At 71.2% G+C, this 19,550-nt stretch carries 20 protein-coding genes; 10 read left to right on the top strand and 10 right to left on the bottom strand.

The features are described 5' to 3' along the window. Window positions 1-8: 8 nt before the first annotated feature. The 3 genes from OG776_RS38990 to OG776_RS38980 form a co-directional block, all read right to left on the bottom strand. Window positions 9-1,214, bottom strand: coding sequence for a lactonase family protein (locus OG776_RS38990; protein ID WP_187285664.1), 1,206 nt, complete (start codon window positions 1,212-1,214; stop codon window positions 9-11). A gap of 283 nt (window positions 1,215-1,497) precedes the next feature. Continuing rightward, complete coding sequence (locus OG776_RS38985) at window positions 1,498-2,529, bottom strand: sensor histidine kinase (protein ID WP_148009868.1); 1,032 nt, start codon at window positions 2,527-2,529, stop codon at window positions 1,498-1,500. Continuing rightward, the gene (locus OG776_RS38980; protein WP_148009867.1) at window positions 2,526-3,224 is read right to left on the bottom strand and encodes a response regulator; all 699 of its coding nucleotides are present in this window, start codon (window positions 3,222-3,224) and stop codon (window positions 2,526-2,528) included. Before OG776_RS38980 ends, OG776_RS38985 begins: the two co-directional genes overlap by 4 nt. 440 nt (window positions 3,225-3,664) lie before the next feature. Between OG776_RS38980 and OG776_RS38975 the strand changes: the two genes are divergently transcribed. The 5 genes from OG776_RS38975 (at window position 3,665) to OG776_RS38955 (ending at window position 9,549) form a co-directional block, all read left to right on the top strand. Further along, the gene (locus OG776_RS38975) at window positions 3,665-4,717 is read left to right on the top strand and encodes a PP2C family protein-serine/threonine phosphatase (RefSeq protein ID WP_148009866.1); all 1,053 of its coding nucleotides are present in this window, start codon (window positions 3,665-3,667) and stop codon (window positions 4,715-4,717) included. A 44-nt stretch (window positions 4,718-4,761) separates the two neighbouring features. Beyond that, window positions 4,762-6,372 (top strand): ATP-binding SpoIIE family protein phosphatase, encoded by a 1,611-nt coding sequence (locus tag OG776_RS38970; protein WP_329323433.1) that lies wholly within the window; start codon window positions 4,762-4,764, stop codon window positions 6,370-6,372. A gap of 145 nt (window positions 6,373-6,517) precedes the next feature. Further along, a complete protein-coding gene (locus tag OG776_RS38965) occupies window positions 6,518-8,239 on the top strand; it encodes a phytoene desaturase family protein (RefSeq protein ID WP_148009864.1) in 1,722 nt (573 codons plus the stop codon). Between the two features lie 10 nt (window positions 8,240-8,249). Beyond that, window positions 8,250-8,774 (top strand): GNAT family N-acetyltransferase, encoded by a 525-nt coding sequence (locus tag OG776_RS38960; protein ID WP_148009863.1) that lies wholly within the window; start codon window positions 8,250-8,252, stop codon window positions 8,772-8,774. Window positions 8,775-9,000: 226 nt separating this feature from the next. Next, entirely contained in the window at window positions 9,001-9,549 is a 549-nt protein-coding gene (locus tag OG776_RS38955; protein ID WP_148009862.1) for a DUF1062 domain-containing protein, read from the top strand. A 129-nt stretch (window positions 9,550-9,678) separates the two neighbouring features. On the opposite strand, the gene OG776_RS38950 is transcribed toward OG776_RS38955, so the two are convergent. The 4 genes from OG776_RS38950 to OG776_RS38935 all read right to left on the bottom strand — a co-directional run bounded on the left by OG776_RS38950 (window position 9,679) and on the right by OG776_RS38935 (window position 14,023). Then, window positions 9,679-10,032 (bottom strand): VOC family protein, encoded by a 354-nt coding sequence (locus OG776_RS38950; RefSeq protein ID WP_148009861.1) that lies wholly within the window; start codon window positions 10,030-10,032, stop codon window positions 9,679-9,681. 165 nt (window positions 10,033-10,197) lie between these two features. Beyond that, window positions 10,198-12,969 carry a lectin gene (locus tag OG776_RS38945; protein WP_148009860.1) on the bottom strand — a complete coding sequence of 924 codons (2,772 nt, stop codon included), beginning with the start codon at window positions 12,967-12,969 and terminating at the stop codon, window positions 10,198-10,200. A 391-nt stretch (window positions 12,970-13,360) separates the two neighbouring features. After that, a complete protein-coding gene (locus tag OG776_RS38940; RefSeq protein ID WP_261994596.1) occupies window positions 13,361-13,618 on the bottom strand; it encodes a hypothetical protein in 258 nt (85 codons plus the stop codon). 237 nt (window positions 13,619-13,855) lie between these two features. After that, window positions 13,856-14,023, bottom strand: coding sequence for a hypothetical protein (locus OG776_RS38935; protein WP_187285663.1), 168 nt, complete (start codon window positions 14,021-14,023; stop codon window positions 13,856-13,858). A gap of 722 nt (window positions 14,024-14,745) precedes the next feature. Here OG776_RS38935 and OG776_RS38930 point away from each other — a divergent pair. Further along, a complete protein-coding gene (locus tag OG776_RS38930; RefSeq protein ID WP_148009859.1) occupies window positions 14,746-15,420 on the top strand; it encodes a class I SAM-dependent methyltransferase in 675 nt (224 codons plus the stop codon). A gap of 444 nt (window positions 15,421-15,864) precedes the next feature. On the opposite strand, the gene OG776_RS38925 is transcribed toward OG776_RS38930, so the two are convergent. Both OG776_RS38925 and OG776_RS38920 read right to left on the bottom strand, forming a co-directional pair. Beyond that, entirely contained in the window at window positions 15,865-16,038 is a 174-nt protein-coding gene (locus OG776_RS38925; protein ID WP_187285662.1) for a hypothetical protein, read from the bottom strand. Further along, entirely contained in the window at window positions 16,035-16,253 is a 219-nt protein-coding gene (locus tag OG776_RS38920) for a hypothetical protein (protein ID WP_187285661.1), read from the bottom strand. Before OG776_RS38920 ends, OG776_RS38925 begins: the two co-directional genes overlap by 4 nt. A 143-nt stretch (window positions 16,254-16,396) precedes the next feature. Here OG776_RS38920 and OG776_RS38915 point away from each other — a divergent pair, with 143 nt between their 5' ends. Beyond that, the gene (locus tag OG776_RS38915) at window positions 16,397-16,780 is read left to right on the top strand and encodes a TetR family transcriptional regulator C-terminal domain-containing protein (protein ID WP_261994597.1); all 384 of its coding nucleotides are present in this window, start codon (window positions 16,397-16,399) and stop codon (window positions 16,778-16,780) included. Between the two features lie 79 nt (window positions 16,781-16,859). On the opposite strand, the gene OG776_RS38910 is transcribed toward OG776_RS38915, so the two are convergent. Further along, complete coding sequence (locus OG776_RS38910) at window positions 16,860-17,354, bottom strand: AAA family ATPase (protein WP_148009856.1); 495 nt, start codon at window positions 17,352-17,354, stop codon at window positions 16,860-16,862. A gap of 287 nt (window positions 17,355-17,641) precedes the next feature. On the opposite strand from OG776_RS38910, the gene OG776_RS38905 reads away from it, so the two are divergent. From OG776_RS38905 to OG776_RS38895, 3 genes are all read left to right on the top strand, one after another. After that, complete coding sequence (locus OG776_RS38905; RefSeq protein ID WP_148009855.1) at window positions 17,642-18,151, top strand: DinB family protein; 510 nt, start codon at window positions 17,642-17,644, stop codon at window positions 18,149-18,151. 4 nt (window positions 18,152-18,155) lie between these two features. Continuing rightward, window positions 18,156-18,572 carry a VOC family protein gene (locus OG776_RS38900; RefSeq protein WP_148009854.1) on the top strand — a complete coding sequence of 139 codons (417 nt, stop codon included), beginning with the start codon at window positions 18,156-18,158 and terminating at the stop codon, window positions 18,570-18,572. 164 nt (window positions 18,573-18,736) lie between these two features. Next, window positions 18,737-19,438, top strand: coding sequence for a DUF4232 domain-containing protein (locus OG776_RS38895; RefSeq protein ID WP_148009853.1), 702 nt, complete (start codon window positions 18,737-18,739; stop codon window positions 19,436-19,438). Window positions 19,439-19,550 lie beyond the last annotated feature (112 nt).

Here is a 19,550-nt window from a genome sequence, read left to right as displayed (position 1 = left end):
CGCTTTCCTTACACCGCGACAATGCCCTCCATGCCGGATTCGGCGAAGGAGGGAAGCCCGGTGACCGTGGTCACCTTGGTCAGAGAGCCGTTCTCGCCCACCCGGAACCCGTCGACCGTGCCGGACGTCGCGTTCTGCACATAGAGGAAGCGCTCGTCCGTGGTCACCGCCACGTCGATGACGCCCTGGGACGCGGCCGACGGCGGGGTGGCGACGCCGCTCGCGTCGGTCAACGACAGTGCGCCGTGGCGGTCGGTGCGGTAACCGGTGACGGTCGAACTTCCCGTGTTGCCCCCGTAGAAGAAGTCACCCGCGCGCTCCAGCCAGCACAGTGTCTTCTGTCCGTTCGGCAGAGGTTTCTGGAGGACGGCGAGCGCGCCGTCGGCGCGCACCTTGTACGTGGTGACCGTGGAGTCCTTCGCCTCGGCCACCAGCATGCGGCCGGACCGGTCGAAGGTGACGGCGAACGGCACGCCTCCGGCCGAGTCGTTGATCACCGCCCGGCGAGCGGGGCGCCCGTCCCGCCCGACGGGGAAGACCTCGATGGTGTTCGCGGACTTGGTGGTGACGACCAACTGGCCGCCGCCCGGCGTGAACGCGACCTGGCCCGGCGAACTCGAGAACAGGGGCACCTTCTTGTTGTCCAGCCCGAGGGAGCGGTGCGACCCCCGCAGCGGTTCGAGCCCTCTGGCCGTGATCCGGAAACCCTGGACGCTGCCCGCGCCGCCCGCGTTCAGGACGTAGGCGAGCCCGCCCGACACCGCGAGGGACGAGGGGAAGTCCCCGCCCGACCACACGACTTGACGGTCACTCAGTTTCTGGCCACGCACCCGGAACGAGGTCACGGTGCCGCTTCCCGCGTTGACGGCCAGAAGCCGCCCCGAGCGCTGGTCGTAGACGAGCGAACCCTGCGAGGCGAGTGAGTCGGTGGGGGCGTCGACCTGGTCGCCGCCCCTGCCCCCGGTCGCGTAGCGGCCCGCGGCCGTCAGCCGACCGCCCTCGCCCCGCTCGAAGACGTGGATGGTGTTGCCGTCCAGTTCGTCACCCTGGACGAAGACGGCATGATCGGCCTTGGCGGTGTCCCCCCGTGGACGGGTCTCCCCCGCCGAGGCGACGGTCACCGACGCGGCGGCGGCCGCCGCGGCGAGGACTCCGGCCGCGCCCACGGTCAGCCGGAACCGCAGCGTCGACCTGCGCCTGTCGTGCCTGCTCATGTGTCGCTCCTCGGACTCGGCCGCCACCCACGCCGGCGGCGGGCAGAGCCAGAGTTGCCCACGCGGAGGGTGGGACAGGAGGCGTTCGGCCGCCGCGTCAGCCTCTCGTAAGAACTCCCCGCACCGCTGGGCACGCGACGGTCGCCCGCCGACCAGGACGCCGGACGAGACGCCGACCGGCCACCAGTCGCCCACAACCCCCGCCCCGGGCGGTGCAGTTGCGCACGCGGTCACCAGACGTCGGCTCGGCGCCACACGGCCACGGGCACTCAGTCCCGCTCCCTCACTCGGGGACGCTCAGGACGACCGCCGTACCTCCTCCCGGCACGCTGCGGATCGTGAGCTCGGCGTCGATGAGGTCCGCACGCTCGTGCATGGCGGAGAGCCCCACCCCCCGTACGGTGGAAACCGGGAGCAACGCCGCGCGCCGGGCCGGCCAGCGCCTGGCGTCCGGGGCCTGCGGCATTCCCCGTCCGTCGTCGGCCACGGTCACCGTCATGACATGTCGGTCGGCCTCCACACCGACCGTGATCCGGGTGGGGTCGGCGTGTTTCACCGCGTTGGTCAGTGCCTCCTGCACGATCCGGTACACGTGGGCCTGCACTTCCGGGGCCAGCCGGTCACTGATGTCGGCCTGTTCAGGATCGATCCGCAGCTCGACACGGATTCCGAAGGTCTCCGAGGTGCGCCGGCACAGGGCTTCCAGAGCCGCGCGCAGCCCCAGTTCGTCCAGGACCAGGGGACGCAGATCGGTGATCAGGTGGCGCAGCGACGTGATCTGGTTGCCGACCAGGGCGCGTGCCTGCTCGATCGCGCCCCGCATCGCCTCCGGCCGTCCGTCGGCGGCGGCCGAGGAGAGCACCACCTGCACGGCGCCGAGTTCCTGGAGGGTGTCGTCGTGGAGTTCGCGGGCCCAGCGGCGCCGTTCGCGCTCCGCGCCGTCGTGGCGGGCGCGGACGCGTTCCCGCTGGAGCCCCCGGTCACGGTGGGTCGCGCTGCGCATCGTGGAAGCCGTGTACGCGACCAGGAGGAGCGGGAGCACATGGAGCGCGTTGAGCAGCGGCTGCTCGGTGATCCGGACCAGGCTGGCCACGGCGAGCATGAGCGCGATGGCACCGGCCACCACCATCCAGGTCCGGCGTCCCGCGGTGTAGAGCGGTGCGGCCCCGAGGAACGGGGTCGCCGCGGCGAGGGAGAGCGCCAGTTCGGACGGCAGCGGCTGGTCGGTGACCTCCAGGACCACCGCGACCGCGAGCAGACAGGTTCCGGCCGCCTGGAGGGCGAGGCCCCAGCGCGCCTGACGCGGTCCGCTCATGCCACCAGGCCGCGCTCGCGGGCCGCGGCGATGAGCTCCGCACGGCTGTCCTTGCCGAGCTTGTCCCGGATACGGGCACGATGGGACTCCACGGTCCGGACCGAGACGTAGAGCTGCCGAGCGATCTCCTGGTTGGTGTGGCCCAGCGCCAGCAGCGACAGCACCTCGGCCTCGCGTGTGGTCAGCGACTCCTGGTCGGCGGATCCCGGCGTCTCCACCGCGAGCCTCGCGCCCAGCACCGGCTGCACATAGGTCGCACCGTCGGCGACCTGGTGCGCGGCGGCCCGCAGCTCCTCGGCGGCCGCCTCTTTGAGCAGGTATCCGGCCGCTCCGGTGCGCAGGGCCTCCCGGGCGAACGCCGGATCCTCCTGCATCGTGAGGACCAGGATCCGGGTGTCGGGAGAAGCGGCGAGCAACGCGGGGATCACGGGCAGGCTCGACGTACCGGCCATGGTCAGATCCAGGACCAGCACCCGCGGACGGGTCCGGCGCACGGCTTCGAGGGTGTCGGGCACGGTGGCGCTCTCGGCGACGATCCGGAAAGCCGGGTCCTGGGCCAGGAGCAGCCTCATGCCGGCCCGGACCACCAGATGATCGTCGGCGAGTACGACGGTCACCTCCCGAGGCGTTTCCCGGGACGGCGCGGTCGCCTCCCGGGGCGCTTGCCGGGACGGCGCGGAGCTGGGGTCGTCCATAGCTGCAACGGTAGATCCCCTCCCGCGGTCAGGCAGCCGCTGTCCACCCGTGTGCGGGAAACCCGCAGGAAGGTGTACGGGCAGGGCGCAGCCGGGGCCGTGGTACCCACGGATTCGCCTACGGGGGTCCTCCGCACGCGGGGTGCGGAACGGCACCGATGTGCCCGCGCCCGCTCGGACGGATGCTCGAAGTGTCAGGACCCATCACCTCCTCTCCCGGGGCGGCCCCCATGATCCGTTCGCCTCTTCCGCTCACCCGAGCCGGCGCGGGCGGGCGGAAACACCCGCTCGCCGGGTGGTGTGCCGGCGGTGGCCGGACGCGGGATCCGTGGCACACCCCCTTCGTACACGGCGGACCGCGGTCAGGTGGCCTCCTCCGCCGGTCGGCGGTCCCGGTCGCGCTGATCACCTCCATCACCCTGGCCGCCACCTTCGCTCCCATGGCCGTCCACCTGTCACCCCTCCTGGTCGCCGCCCCGACCTCCACGGCGGCGTTCGCCGGCGCCCGCTTCACCACGGCCACCGCTCTGGCCGCCAGCGCCGCGGTGTTCGTCGTCGACCGCCATGACGGCCTGCTGCACTCGCCTCTCCTGCCGATCCACATCGCGGCCCTGCTGGTGGTGTCCGTCTTCGTCGTCTCCGCCCGGACCCTGCACGACCGCGATCTGAGGGAACTGACCCAGGTACGGGCGGTGGCCGAGGTGGCCCAGCGGGTCGTGCTGCGCCCGCTGCCCGCGCGGATGGGTCCGCTGCGGGTCGCGTGCACGTACCGGGCGGCGGCGGAGCACGCCCTGGTGGGTGGTGACCTGTACGCCGCCGCCCGGACCGACCACGCGACCCGCTTCCTCATCGGCGACGTCCGCGGCAAGGGACTGCCCGCCGTCGAGGACGCCTCCGCCCTGCTCGGTGCCTTCCGGGAGGCGGCCCACCGGCACGCCGCGCTTCCCGGACTGGCGGCCGCCCTGGAGAGCAGTGTCCGCAGGCATCTGGCGCAGCTCACCGACAGTGATCCCGAGAGCGGCGAACGTTTCATCACCGCGCTGCTCGTCGAGATCCCCGACGAATCGCCCCTCGTCCATGTCGTCAGCTGCGGGCACCCGTCGCCCCTGCGCGGCGGCCGCGGCGAGGTGACCACCCTGTCCGTACCGCGTCCCGCACCGCCCCTGGGGCTGGCCGGAACCTCTCCCGACGCCTATCCCGTGGAGACCTTCGCCTTCGGACCGGCGGACACACTGCTGCTCTACACGGACGGCGTCATCGAGGCCCGCGACACCGGAGGCGGCTTCTATCCGATCCTCGAACGGGCCGCCGACTGGCCGTGGCAGTGCCCGCGCGGACTGCTGCGGCGCATCAACGACGACGTCGACGTCCACGCGGGCGGCCGCCTGGAGGACGATCTCGCCCTGGTGGCCATCCGGCGCACCCCCGTTCCCGGCTCCGGTCAGGGTCCACAACCGTCCCGGCCGCACCACGTGACGGAGGCCGGCCCGTGACTCGTCCGGTACTCCCCAAACGATGTGGAATCCATGGAGAGGTGATGACGACGATGACTGCCACGCGACTCAACAGGTGGCTCTGTATGCTGCTCGTCGTCTATCTCGTCGCGTCGTGCGCCGTGCAGCTGGAGGAGTCCGCGGGCGGCCTCGTCCGCTGGTCGGGATTCTCCGTGCTCCTCCCCGTCACCGCCGCCGCGCTCCTGCCCATGCGGCGCTCCCTGGTCATCGGCCTCGCCACGCTGGCCGCCAGCATCGCCACCTACGGCTTCGCCATCCACGGTGTGTCGGCGGGCGGCCGGACGGTCGTGATCACCGCGGTCGCCCTGTCCGTCGCCCTGGGCCTCGTGGTCCACCGGGCACGCCCGAACCGGCCGACCGGCGGGACCCGACCCGCCCGGCAGCAGTCCTGTCCGGAGGCCCCGCCCGCCGGCCAGGACTGCGGTGCCCCCGGCACTCCGCACGCCATGACGGTCCCGCCCCGCTCGATCCTGCCCGCCGCGCTCCCGCAGCCCGCGGTGGTGGAGCTGGCCGGGCAGTGCGTCACCGGATCCGGGCGGCTCGGCGCCCGCGCCCAGTGGCTCGACGCCATCCCGCTGTCCGGCGCCCGCGTCGGACTCGTCGCCGGTGCGGTGACCGGACCGGACGCCACCGCCACCGCCTCCGAGCTCCGGGCCGCCGTACGCACTCTGGCCGACGTCGATCTGCAGCCGGACGAACTCCTCACGCACCTCGCCGACGTCCTCACCCGGCTGCGCCCCGACGTCCGCCCCGGCCGGGAGCCCCGGACCACCGGCACCGTGAGCGCTCAGTGCCTGTACGCGGTATACGACCCCGCGTCGTGCAGCTGCACCGTCGCGAGCGCCGGCGGCCCCCCGCCCGCCGTCGTCACGCCCGACGGCACGGTCACCTCCCTCGACCTGCCCGAGGGCCCGTCGCTGGGACAGGCGGACCTGCCCTTCGAGACCACGGAGACCGATCTCCCCGAGGGAAGCCTGCTCCTGCTGTACACTCACACCGGCACCAGCGCGCGGAGATCCGCCGGCCGCGAGCTGCTCGGCGCGCTCGCCAGGCCGCGGACCTCCCTGGACGCCACCTGCCGGTCCGCCGTCAGCGCCCTGGCCGACACTCCTGACGCCCAGGCGGCGGTCCTCGCCGTCCGTACCCACGCCCTGGACACCCGTACCGTCGCCACCTGGGACCTGCCGGCCGACCCGGCCGCCGTCTCCTACGCCCGTACCCACATCGCGGAGAAGCTGGACTCCTGGGGTCTCACGGACGCCGCCCCCACCACCGAACTCATCGTCAGCGAGCTGGTCACCAATGCCATCCGCCACGCCCAGCCGCCCATTCAACTGCGTCTGATCCACCACGCCGGCAGCCTGGTCTGCGAGGTCGCCGACGGCAGCAGCACGTCGCCGCACCTGCGCCGGGCCCGCACCTTCGACGAGAACGGTCGCGGGCTGTTCATCGTCGCCCAGCTCGCCGAGCGCTGGGGAACACGCCACGGCCACCACGGCAAGACCATCTGGGCCGAACACACCCACGCGCCCGAACACCCCGCTCCGGGCCGGCCCGAGCCCGGCTGTCCCACCCCCGGTCGGCCCGCTCCGGACAACCAGCCCGTTCCCGACCTGCGCGCTCCCACGGTCTGAACGCGTACGTGTCCTGCGCGACCACCAATCCGAACGCAGATTCGATACATGTCCGGGTCGCGGGTGCCTCTCACAGGTATCGACCGCCAGCTCCGGTTCGTCCCGTTCGCCGTCCGGCCCGTCCGGCAGCGGGTGACTACCATGGATGACAGGCATCTCCGCCGAACGTGTCGTCGACAGCCGTCGCTCCTCCGACGGGCGGGAGGCCCGGGCGATGACCTCCACGGATATCTACGACGCGGTCGTGGTCGGTGCCGGCCACAACGGCCTGGTCGCCGCCCTGTACCTGGCACGGGCCGGGTGGTCGGTCGCCGTGGTCGAGCGCGGGGCCGCGGTGGGTGGAGCGATCGCGAGCGGTGAGGTCACGCTGCCCGGGTTCGTGCACGACCTCTACTCCACCAACCAGAACCTCTTCCTCGGATCGCGAGCGTACGCCGACTTCGCGGACGAGCTGACACGGCGCGGGCTGCGGTTCCGGAGCACCGACCGCCCCTACGCCAACGTGTTCCCGGACGGCCGGAGCCTCGCGGTCCATCACGACTACGCGCGCACCCTCGGGCAGTTGGCGGCACACGACGCCGGTGACGCCGAGGGTTTCGCGGAACTCTACGAGGAGTACCGTAAGTTCGCGCCGTACCTGTTCGGGCTCTACGGGTCCGCGATGCCCTCCGCGGCAGCCGGCCGCCAGGTGCTGGGCCTGCTGCGCCATCACGGGGCGAGCGGTGCGGCCGAACTGGCCCACACCCTGCTGATGAGCACCCGGGAACTGGGCGAGACCTGGTTCAGCACGCCGGAGGCGCGGGCGATGGCCGCCTGTTGGGGCATGCACCTGGACTTCGCACCGGACGTCGCGGGCGGGGCGATGTTCCCGCTCCTCGAACTCTTCGCGGACATGGAGAACGGCATGTCCGTGGTCGAAGGCGGCGCACAGCTCCTCCCGCGAGCGCTCGCCGACGTACTGACCGCGTACGGCGGCGAGGTCCGCACCGGTGTCGAGGTGGACCGCATGGTCTGCCGCGACGGACGGGCCGCGGGCGTCCGCGACACCACGGGGGACGTCCTCACGGCCCGCCGCGCGGTGATCGCGGACGTGGGACCCACGGCCCTCTATCGACGGCTCCTGGACCCCGATCAAGTGCCCGCCCGGGTGCGCCGCAAGGCGTCCCACTACCGGTACGGGCCCGGCACCCTGATGCTCCACCTCGCCCTCGACGGCCCTCTGCCCTGGGAGGCGGGAGACGAGCCGGCGGGCTTCGCCTACGTCCATGTGGCGCCGTACGTCGACGACTTGGCGCGAACCTACGCCGAATCACAGGCCGGGCTTCTCCCCGTGGAACCCCTGCTGATCGTCGGGCAGACCTCCGCGGTGGACCCGACGCGGGCCCCGGCAGGCCGCCACGTCGTGTGGATCCAGGTCCGTACGATGCCGTCGGCCGTACGGGGTGACGCGGCCGGTACGATCCACGGCACCGGCTGGTCCGAGGTCGTCGAGGCGATGACCGACCGGGTCCTCGCCAAACTGGAGCGGTACGCACCCGGCGCCCGGTCCCGGATCGCCGGGCTGACCGCGTACTCCCCCGAGGACCTCGAAGCGGCCGACCCGAACCTCGTCGGCGGCGACAGCGTCGCGGGGAGCCACCACCTCGCGCAGAACTTCGTCTTCCGCCCGATGTACGGGCACAGCGGCTACCGCACGGCGGTCCCCGGCCTGTACCTGACCGGCGCGTCCACCTGGCCAGGTGCGGGCACCAACGCCACGTCAGGCCGGCTCGCGGCCCGACGCGTGCTCAAGGACGCCCGTAGGCGGATCACCCACCACCCGGGCCGACCACGACGCGGCATCGCCGAGCGGTTCACCTCCATGTGAAGATCGCCGGGTGACCGTGCTCCGTTTCCGCCTCGCCGCCGACACCGACCTGCCCTCCCTCGTTCGTCTGCGTGACGATGCCGCACGGTGGATGCTCGCCCACGGCATCACGGGTCAGTGGCGCCCTGGCGAACTGGACGAGGACCACTTCCGCCGGACCATGACGAGCGGGGAGGTCTGGCTCGCGGATTCCGGCGGCCGCCTGGCCGGCGCCTGGGAGCTGTGGTGGACGGACGAGGACGCCTGGGGGCCACAGCTCCCCGTGGCCGGTTACGTCCACCGCCTGATGGTGGACCGGAGTTGTGCCCCGCCGGGGACGGGGCGGCTGCTGCTCCGGGCCGCCGAGCGCCGGGTGGCCGCGGCGGGGCGGTCCTGGGTGCGGCTGGACTGCCTGGCCGGCAACACGCGCCTCAACGCGTACTACCTGAACGCCGGTTACCGGGTCGTCGGCCACAAGGAGGGCAAACCCCAGCCGGCCGGCGCGCCCAAGTCGTTCACCCTGCTGGAGAAGCCCGCGCCGATGCATGACGTGTAGGCATCGCCCGGCCCGATACGCACAAGGGTCACGAAAGCGGCGCCACCGAAATTCGGTGGAACCGCGCTCAGGTGCGCCACTACCGTGCTGCCGAGCCGAGTCGTCCGGGAAAGGACGTGCCGTTGTACACCGTGTGAGACCCCCCGAGCGCTGATCTGTCGCGCGTCGCACCTGTGCGCCGCGCTGCTTCTTGCTGCGGTCCTCTCACTGGAATCGGTGTACCTCTGTGCTCAACACCTGGGTGGTCGCTCCCACCTGCCTGCCCCTCGTTCGCCGTCGTTGCCACACGTGCTCTTCCGAGCACTTCCGCGCGAACGGGAAATTCCGCGTCAACGCCCATCACAAGCTCATCGACGCCTGGCTCCTCGTGCTGTGCACGGCCTGCGGGGAAACGGCGAAGCTCACGATCCTGGAGCGGATGAACGTCCGCTCCGTACCGCCGGAGCTGCTGGACCGGCTCCATGCCAACAGTGCCGTCCTGGCCGCCGAGTTGCTCCAGGATCCGGCCGTGCGGCGGCGCAATCGCATCGCCCTCGACTGGGACGGCGCCTGGCGCCTCGACACCGGCGGTTCGGACGACCTGGACGGCGACGTGGTCGATGTCGCGGTCCGCTTCGCGGCACGGATTCCTGTCCGACCGGTGCGACTGATCGCCGAAGGCTGCGGCCTTTCGCGAGCCGAGGCCGGGAGACTCCTCGCGGAAGGGCGACTCGTCTCGGCGGTCCGGCTCAGCGGCAAGGTCTCCGGGGACTTCACCTTCACGCTCAAGCGCTGAACTCCCCACGGAGGGACGGGGCCTGCCCGGGCTGAAGCACCGGGCGGGCCCTGCCCCACCGCGCCGCGGGCCGCCGTGTCCGTGCGCCCCACCCGCAACGCCTACCGACGTCACGCCCCGGCGTGCGTCCTACTGGCTCCGCCGGCCGAGGATGCAGAACTCGTTGCCCTCAGGGTCCGCCAGAACGACCCAGGACTGCTCGCCCTGACCGATGTCGACGCGCTGGGCGCCAAGAGCCTCCATCCGGGCCACCTCGGCCTCCTGGTCATCGGGCCTGAAGTCGAGATGCAGTCGGCTCTTGGACTTCTTGGTCTCTTCGAGGCGGACGAATTCCAGGCCCGGCAGGCGATCCGGCGCCGACCGGATCTCGAACTCGTCGTCGGAGGAGTGCACCACGACCCAGCCGAGAGCATCGGCCCACCACTGACCCAAGGCCACCGGATCTTCCGCGTGAACGATTACCTGTTCCCATTCCAAGGTCATCCGCAGAGCTTAGACCTGCCGCGGACCCGAACGAAGGCCCTCGGGCCCTCTCCATCCGCCGGAGGGCCCACGCGGTCCGTGTGTGTCCCGGCCGAACGGCCGGGACACACACGGACGATGCTCCGGGGCGGCTCGGCGGGTGCTCGGCGCGCCGGTGCCGATGACTCAGCCAGGCAGCTTCCAGTTCTGGGCACCCGAGCCGTTGCAGGTGTAGAGCTGGAGCTGGGTTCCGGTGGTGGTGGAGGAGTTGGGGTCGTCGAGGCACAGCTTGGACTGGGGGTTGACGAGCGATCCGTTGGCACCGGCGGTCCACTGCTGGGCTCCGCTGCCGTTGCACGTCCACAGCTGGATCAGGGTGCCGTTCGTCGTCCCGCTGTGGTCGACGTCCAGGCATTTGCCGAGGGTGCGGATCGTTCCGTCGCCGGCGACGATCCAGTCCTGGGCGTAGGTGCTGTTGCAGCTCCAGATCTGCACATGGGTGCCGTCGGAGGTCGCCGAACTCGCGTCGTCCACACAGAGGTTCGCGGCGACCGAAGAGGTGATGGCGCCGATGCGCGGCGAGGTCGGAGCCGTGGTGTCACCCGCGTAGGAGGGCGGCGCGGCGGAAGCGGCGGTCGCCCACGAGGTGTTGGCGCCGGTGCCGAGCGTGAAGTCCAGGGTGCCTCCGGCGGTGATGGCCGTGGTGGGGGCGAAGGCGTTGTTCCAGGAGGCGCCGTTCCAGGCCGCGGACTGCACGTAGGGGGCGTTGTCGGCGGCGCCGTTGCCGTTGATCGTGAGCGTCCTGCCGGACGGAAGTGTGACCACGGCCTGGGTGAACAGGGGTGAGCCCAGGGCGAGATCGGAGGTACCCGGGGTCTCGGGGTACATGCCGAGTGCGGACCAGACGTACCAGGCGCTCATCGCGCCGAGGTCGTCGTTGCCGTCGGCCAGGCCTCCGGGGGTGTTCGCCCAGATCTGGTCCTGGATCGCCCGGACGGTGCCCTGCGTCTTGTAGGGCTGCCCGGTGTAGTCGTACTCCCAGGGCAGTTCGATGCTCGGTTCGTTGCCGACCCACGCATAGCCCTTGTCACCGGTGTAGCTGCGCAGCACGGTGTCCAGGTAGTGGTTCATCGCCGTGTTGCCGCCCTTGGCCCGCGCGAGCCCACCGATGTTGAACGGCACCATGCCGGTGTAGATCCAGGAGTCGGCCTCGACCATGTCGGTACCGCTGGTGGGGTCGAACCCACCGGTCCACGCACCACTGGCGTTGCGCGGCTCGACGAAGCCGGAGGCGGGGTTGAGCACGTTGCGCCAGCCCTGGGCCCGGTTGGCGTACGTCTTCTGGGCACTGGTGTTGCCGAGTGCGCCGGCCATCGCGGAGATCGCGAAGTCGGCCGTGTTGTACTCCAGCGTGGTGGCGACCGGACCGTAGAAGTTGCAGCAGCCGTAGCTGCCGTCGTGCGGCATGTATCCGGGCGAGTTCAGGTAGTTCAGGCCCGGACGGTCGTTGTTGGTGGTACTCGCCTGTTTCACCATGTCGGCCAGGGCGGTCGAGGAGTCGAAGTCCCGTGCGCCGAAGGCGTAGTAGTCGGCGAGGATGGCGTCCGCCGGGTCGCCCACCATGACGTACGACTCGCCGTTGTTCTCCGACCACTTGGGGAAGATGCCGGTCTGGGCGTAGTCGTCGACCATCGACTGTGCGGTGTCCGAGGCGACCTGCGGAGCCACCAGGGCTTCGAGCTGGGCCTGTGAGCGGTAGATGTCCCAGCCGGAGTAGTTGGCGTATGCAGCCTGGTGACCGGCGTCCACGGTGTGCGTCCTGCCGTCGAACCCGAAGTACTGGCCGTTGGTGTCACTGATGACGTTCGGGTGCAGCAGCGAGTGGTAGAGCGCGGTGTAGAAGCTCTGCTGCTGCGCGGTCGTCCCGCCGGCAATCTGGATCTTCCCGAGCGCGCCGTTCCAGGCGTTCTGGGCGGCGGTCCGGGTCGCGTTGAAGTCCCAGCCGGAGTTCTCCGCGACCCGGTTGGCCGTGGCGTTCGCGACCGAGACATAGGAGATGCCGACCTTGGCCTGCACCACCGGGTTGGCGGTGGTGTTGAAGGTGACGTAGCCGTTCGAGGCGGCGGCGTTCGGGGCGGCGCCGACGGCAGCCTTCGCCTTGTTCGCCGCGGTGGGGGTCTTGCCGTGGAGTACGGGCCTGTTGGCTTTCTCGGCGGCATTCTTGGAAGCGGTTCCGGACTTCTCCGGCGTGGCCGCCGACTTCGCGACCGAGGCGCCCTGCGAGGTGAACGGCTGGTCGAAGACCATGTCGAAGTACACGCTGTACGTGTTTCCCGCGCCACAGAAGTGACCGCTGGTCACCTGACCACTCACCTCGGTGCTGGAGACCTTGGTGAACTGCGTCGAACTGGCGCCGTTCTGGCTCCCGGTGAGCTTGAAGATCAGGTTGGCCTGGTTGCTCGCCGGGAAGGTGAAGCGCGCCATGCCGCTGCGGGTCGTGGTGGTCAGTTCCGTGGTCACCTGATTGTTGAGGGCGACCTTGTAGGACCCGGCCGACGCGGACTCGTTGGCGTGTGAGAAGGCGTCCGTGGCACCGGTGTTGACGGCACCGACCGTCGGGAGCACCGGAATGTCCCCGGCCGCACCGCAGCCGGGTCCGGCGATGTGGGTGAGGCTGAAGCCGGTGATGGACGAGTCGTTGTACTCGTATCCGCCGCCGGAGGGACGCGACGGAGTGTCCGGACTCCACTGCACCATGCCGAACGGCACGTCGGCCCCGGGGAAGTCGTCTGCCTGGTTCGACGTGCCGATGAACGGGTTGACCACGGTGGCGGGCGACGTGACGAGCGCGGCCTTCACGGCGGCCGCCGCGGGCGCGCACAGACCCGCCGCGGCCAGGGCGCCGGCGGCGATCAACCCGATCGCGGTGGTTCCGGGGAGTCTCGGCCATCGTTTCATCACAGGGTTCTCCTCTACTCGGGAGCAGGAAGCGGCACTTGACAACGTTGCCTTCGACCAAAAAGCGCGATGTTCCGACCATGAGCGAGGGTGACAACGTTGTCTCATCACGAGGATGGGGCACCTGGCGATGTGAACGCGTTGACGGAGCCCCGGGGCCACGAGCACCTGGGGGCACAGACGGGAACTCTTTGTGAAGCTAGCCACAGGTCAGGGTCATGTCAACGCTTCGGGCGAGGGGTTGGCTCGACCTTGAGGCAACTGGGGCCTGGGAAGATCGGACGCGGCGGGCCTCGGGCTCACGACCCCGAGGGGGCCCGCGTCCCTTGCCGGACCGACTGGTCGATCTCGACGCCGCGACAGTCGAGCGGCAGGTCGAAGATCGGGCTGTTCAGACCCAGTTCGCCCATCCGAAGGTGAAGAGACAGGCCCGGCGCCCCGCTTCCAGGCCGCGAACGCCCCTGAGGAACATCGCTGCCAGAGCGCCGACGAACAGGAGGCCGAACACGCCGGCCACAAGGGCTCCACCGGCGGGCCCCGCACCGAGGCTCACGAGCACCGTCGCGATCACGACGATGCCCAGACCGAGGTGTGCGGCAGGCAGGTCGGCTCCGATCACCTCTCGCAGCGCCTTGCGCTCCGCGCGCATGTCGGAGGTGTACCGCTCTCTCGCCGCCTCCGGATCGGCGGCAGGCCCTTCAGACCACTTCTCCACCGAGGTCCCCCGTTCTGTTCGACTGATCCTGACGTGGACGCCGTTCTTCCATTGGACCATCGCGGACGACCACATGGTCGCCCTCTCGACGTCACCTGCGGCTCGGTCGGTCTCGGACCGCCAACTGGATTCGCACCGCCGAACCGGCCACGCCGCTGACCGTCTTGACAGTCAGGGGACGACCTTCAGCCTCCCCCTCAGGCGCCGCGTGCCCACCGCGAGCTGTGTCCCGGCCGCGACCTGTTCGGGGTCGGCTCCGTGGAGCAGGGTGATCCGTCCGGCGCTGACGTCGTCGCCGCGGAAGAACGTCAGGTTGGTGTAGGGGTCTGGGCACGCCACCCGCGAACGATCCAGGCCAGGCGTTCCGGCGGGTCGCGTCCGCACGGCCGCGCCGCACGCGCGTCGTTCATGCCTCCGCGGCGGAACCTGCTCCCCCACTCCCCGTTGACGCCGTCCGGCAACTCCGCCTGTCCGGCCACGAGGTCGGCGACCGGCCCCCGCCCCGGCGAGCGGGCCACCGTGTGCTCGGCGAGACTGCGAACAGCCTGCTCGGCAGCGAAGTGCAGCACCTGATCGACGTCCCGCGTGGCGAAGACTTCTTGGCGGGGGCCGCGGTCCCCGCGCGCGGTGCCGTACTCGCCGAGGACGAGGAAGACGGCGCCGGGATCACCCGCGTGTCACGGGTACTCACCGGGCGAGGAGCCCATGGAGGGAACATGATGTCGTCGAGCAGGTCGGAGCCCGCGGCTATCTGATGCCATGCCTGTTCGAGTGTGTGCTCCGTGATCCGCACGGGCGTCACTATGTGGTCAGGCACTGACAGAGCCCTTCCGGGCTCGGGCACCCCAGCCCCCGGATGCGGACGCGGCGCGTCGCGACAGGGCGGACCGTGGCCGATTCGGGCACCGCCGAGCACCGAGCCCGTGGACCGGGTCGCTGGTGCCGTGACCGCGTCCGGTCACCGGTGGTCCGGCGGCCGGGTGTCCGCCTCGGTAGATGGAACGCAGGTCGGCTGAAGATCGCGCCCCAGCCTGTCAGTTGCCTGGTCTAAGGTTTCCCGAATGGCTGAGCCCTCCTATCTGAAGGCCGTCCGTGAGTCGTACGACACCGTCGCCGCGGATTACGTCGAACGCGTGCCACCTCCGGCCGGGATGGACCCGCTCTCACGGGCGATGCTGGCCGGGTTCGCCGAACTCGTGCGGACGGCCGGCCAGCGGCCGGTCGCGGACCTGGGGTGCGGTCCCGGACGCTTGACCGCACACCTGGCAGGACTGGGTGTGTCCGCCTTCGGCGTCGATCTGTCTCCGAGGATGGTAGGGCTGGCCCGGCAGGCGTTTCCGAACCTGCGGTTCATGGAAGGCTCGATGACCGCGCTGGAGACGGGGGTGGACGAGCTCGGCGGCATTCTGGCCTGGTACTCCACCCATCACACACCCCCACGGTGGCTGCCCGCGGTGTTCGCCGAGTTCCACCGCACGCTCGCGCCCGGCGGCCACCTGCTCTGGGGGGACTACGTCGGCGACGAGCGGCTGCGGCCGACCCACGGCTACGGCCGCCCGGTCTCCTACGAGTCGTACCTCCTGCCATTGGACCGCGTGATCGGTCTGCTGGGCCGGGCCGGTTTCGTCGTCACCGCGAGACTGGAGCAGGAGCCCGGCGGGCGGGTGAAGAGGCCGCACGCCTGCCTTCTGGCCCGCAAGCCGGAAGCACCCTGCCCCGGCTCGTCCCCGGAGTGAGGCCGCTCGCGCTCGTCGGCCGACGGCCGACGGCCGACGACCACGGTACGGTCTGCCGGACCGCTGGGCGGACCTCGTCCCGCGGGTCCGGGTGGGAGGATTACGACGGTCCCGCCGTCCCGGGTCAGCGCCGGGCCGCGGCCACCGGAGCGGCGATGGGCGTGGCGACGCGGCGAGCCCTCCGACATCCGGGCGGGCGAGTCGCCGCTGCCACACCAGCGGCTTCAGCGACACCCGAACGGGGTCGGCCGCGTTTTCGGTGAGGCCGCGTTCGTACCCGTGCACGCCGAGCGGGATCGTCGTGAGGCCCTTCGCCGCGTTCGTCAGGTGGGCGGCCGGCAGGTCGGCGTCGCGGATCGCGGTGGCGGCTGCCCGACCGCCGGTCGGGGGGATCGCGTGGACCGCGTCCCCCCAGTGCGGTGACCGTGCCCGACGGCCAGGGTGTCAGATGCGCCCGGGGTCACAGGCGTGGTAGCGGAACGTGCCCACCGTCCTCGGATCGACCGCGCTCACGATCTCCCGCAGCACCGGAGACCACGCGTGGAGCAGGGCGACGGCAGCACGCACCGCGGCCTCGGCGCCGATCCTGCGGGCCTCCTGGAGTCGGTCGAGCGTCACGTTGACGCCCCAGTAGACGGCGGGGGCTCCGTGAACGCCGGTACCCCGGTGCGGACCTCGGGGTCGAGTGCGGGGCCCGGGACGGTGTCGTGCGGGGTGACGAACGCGCTCGTACCGCCGGGGCCCACCGCGCGGATGGAACCGCCCCACAGCACCGTGGGCAGTTGCTCGCGGACGTCCGCGGTGAGCGGGGTGCGACCGGCGATGCCACCCATGTCCACCGGTGACGACAGCGGCCTGCCCGTGACCACTTCCCCACCGAAGAGGCGCTCGTGGCGGCCGTCGTCGACAGCAGCGTCGGGCGGCGACCGGTGTTCCGCCGCCGGCGGAGAACGGCCCTCTCGCCCCGCCCGCCCACCTGTCGGCGCACATGCACTTCGTGCTGGACCAGTTCGACACGCAGCGTGGACAGTTCGTCGTCCTGAACGAGCTCTGCACACGCGCCGTACGGGACGAGGCCATGCGCGGGACCCTCGACGCCGGCGACACCGCCTGGAAGGACTACCTCCTCGGCATCCTGCGCGCGGGCCAGGACGGTGGCCACTTGCGTGCCGGCCTCGACCCCGACGCGGCCGCCATCCTCATCACCGGATTCCTCAAGAGCCTGCTCCTCCACCCCGGACTGACCGGACTCCGCCCGCAATGCCGCCGACGAGCTGCTCCGGAGTCTCGCACCCGCGTCCTGACGGTCCTCGGGCTGTCGGCTCCGTCCACCAACCGGGTTGGCCCGTTGTGGTCCTGACGGTCGTTCACACCAGGGCCCGCAATCTCGCCAGCCGTCGTCCCGGCACCGGGGCCGCGCCCGTGCCGTGCGGGTCCGGTCAACGGTGCCGTCCCGGAGGCGGGGCGTCGAAGAGGCTCAACTCGTGGCCGTCGGGGGCCTGAAAAGCCATGCGGTACTCCTCGAGCAACTCGCGGCTGATCGACACCGTTCCCGGACCGCCCTCACGGTGGCGGACTTCAAGACGGCGGGTCGACTCGTCGATGGGCACGGCGAGGTGATGCAGTTCCACGGGAACGCCACGTGCGTGCGCCGCCACGCGCTTCTCATCCCGCTCGGAACGCCCCCAGAAGCCGAATTCCAGGATCACGGTCTGTCCGAGCCCCAGCAACTCCTGTGCATGGGACCAAAGTCGCCTCTCCAGCCGGCCCCGCATGCGCTCGTCGAACAGGTCGACGTCGAGATCGAGCAGCCATTCGTCCGGGCACAGACGCACCGCTGGGAGGTCTCTCGCCAGACGCTCGGCCAGTGTCGTCCTGCCGGTGCCGGGAAGCCCGCACAGCAGGATCAACCTGGGCCCGGGACTCGCACCCATCACGCACCTCCACCCCACCGCGGCACCCTCGTCCCCCGCTCCTCCCGCAACCGCTCGGCGCGACGAAATCGGCCGGCCTGACCCCGACCGCGCGGTCCGTGTCCGTCGCGGTGCCGTCGTCACCAGCACCTGCGTGACGCGCAGCGGGTGAACGCGAGATGCCCGAGGTCCCGGCCGGTCGGAAGTCCTGCCGGCGCGGACCAGTACCGGCATCCACGTCCTGGACGGTGACCGGCCCGCCCGAATTCGTTCGACATCACGCGGACGGACGAGGAAGCTTCACCGCAATGACGACGACACGAACAGACACGCCTTCCGCATGGGACGAGCGCACCCAGCTCGCCACCTTCCTCGACTACGTCCGTGACACCGCCCGCGCCAAGTGCGAGGGCGTCTCGGCGCAGGACGCCCGGAGCGCTCCGCTGCCCGGCTCCCCGCTGATGACCCTCGGCGGGCTCATCAGTCACCTGCGCTGGGTCGAGTACTCCTGGTTCCAGGTCATCTTCCTCGGCGAGGAGGACGCAGGCCCCTGGACGGACGAGGATCCCGACCGCGAGATGCGGATCGGCGTCGACGTCCCGCTGGCCGAACTCCTGTCGGACTACGAGCAACAGGCCGCGCGGTACCGGGCGCTGGTGGCCGAGCACTCGCTGGACGACAAGGCGCGGCGCCCGATCCGGGACGGCCGCCATGTCGACCTCCGGTGGATCCTTCTCCATCTGATCGAGGAGACGGCCCGCCACAACGGCCACATCGACATTCTGCGCGAACTCGCCGACGGCACGACGGGATCCTGAACCGATGGACCACTCCGGCGGGTTGCACCCCACCCTCCACAGCCTCACCTTCGACTGCACCGGCGACCCCTACGACCTCGCCCTGTTCTGGGGCGAGTTGCTCGGACGTCCGCTCGACCCCGACGACAAGCCGGGTGACCCGGAAGCACTGCTCCGGGACCCCGCCGGGGGGCCGCGCCTCCTCTTCGTACGGGTCGAGGAGGGCAAGACCGCGAAGAACCGCGTCCATTTCGACCTCCAGCCGCACGGCCGGACCCGGGCGGAGGAGGTCGCCCGTGCGGTGGCACTCGGCGCCCGGCTCATCGCCGACCACACGCGGCCCGACGGCCGCGGCTGGGTCACCCTCGCGGACCCCGAGGGCAACGAGTTCTGCGTGGAGCGCGGGGATCTGGACCGGGTGACGGACCCGGCACCGGAGTAGCCGGCGAACCGGGGCGGTTCGTCCCGGGATGCGATTCAGTGTCGCTCATGTCCTCGTCGTGTCACAGTCGGTCCTGCTGTCGAACCCCGAAGGCCGGCCCCGCCCTCTCAGGGGGCAGGTGCCGGCGAGGGTCCGGCACCCAGACTTCTGCCTCGGGGGACTTCATGCGCTGCAGCACAGGTATCCGCAGGGCGTCGGCGGCGCTGGTGTCGGTGTCGGCGGTCACCGCGCTCCTGACCGGGTGTCAGCCGGACGGAGGCCCCACGGCCCCGGCCCCGGCCTCGGACGACCGGGCCGGGGGCGCGGGGTCCTCCTCCCCCACCGCTTCCGGCACCTCGCGTCCCGCCGGGACACCTGATCCCACGGCGGGGGACCCGTCACCCGGGTCGCCTTCGGCCACCGCCACCGGTAAGGCGGCGGGGTGTGCCGCGGACGATCTCGACGCGTCCATGCGCCAGGCCGCGGTCCGGCCACCCGGCACCGGAACCGGCGCGGTGATCGTCGAGTTCGCCAACGTGTCCGGGAAGCCTTGCGCAGTACGGGGCCGTCCTGAGGTCGCCGGCGCCGGGAACGGCTCCCCGCGGAACAACCGCCCGCTCGAGGTCACGCCCACGGGCACCTCGTCCGAGGTGCTTCTCGCGCCGGGAGCGAAGGCCTGGACGAAGCTCACGTTCGTCCAGGTCCAGGGTGAGGGCGACGGCTACTGCGTCTCCGGGACCCGGCCCGTCACCTTCCCGACGCTGGTGATCGGCCTCCCGGGCTCAGGATCGCACCAAGTCGCCCTGGACGACGGCGTCGTCGCCGAGTGCGACAACCGGGTGACGGTCACCGTCCTTCAGGCTCAACAGCCGGTCCGACCATCGTGACATGGCCTGCGGCTGGTCGGCGGACGCTCGCTCCCGGACGTTCGACCAGCAGCCGCTCGTACGCCAGTTGGGACGCCGGCTCGAACGACATCGGCGGACCTCACCCGCTGAG

The organism is Streptomyces sp. NBC_01689, assembly GCF_036250675.1.
In the GTDB taxonomy this organism is placed as follows: Bacteria; Actinomycetota; Actinomycetes; order Streptomycetales; family Streptomycetaceae; genus Streptomyces.
This window is presented reverse-complemented; position numbering and strand designations above follow the sequence as displayed.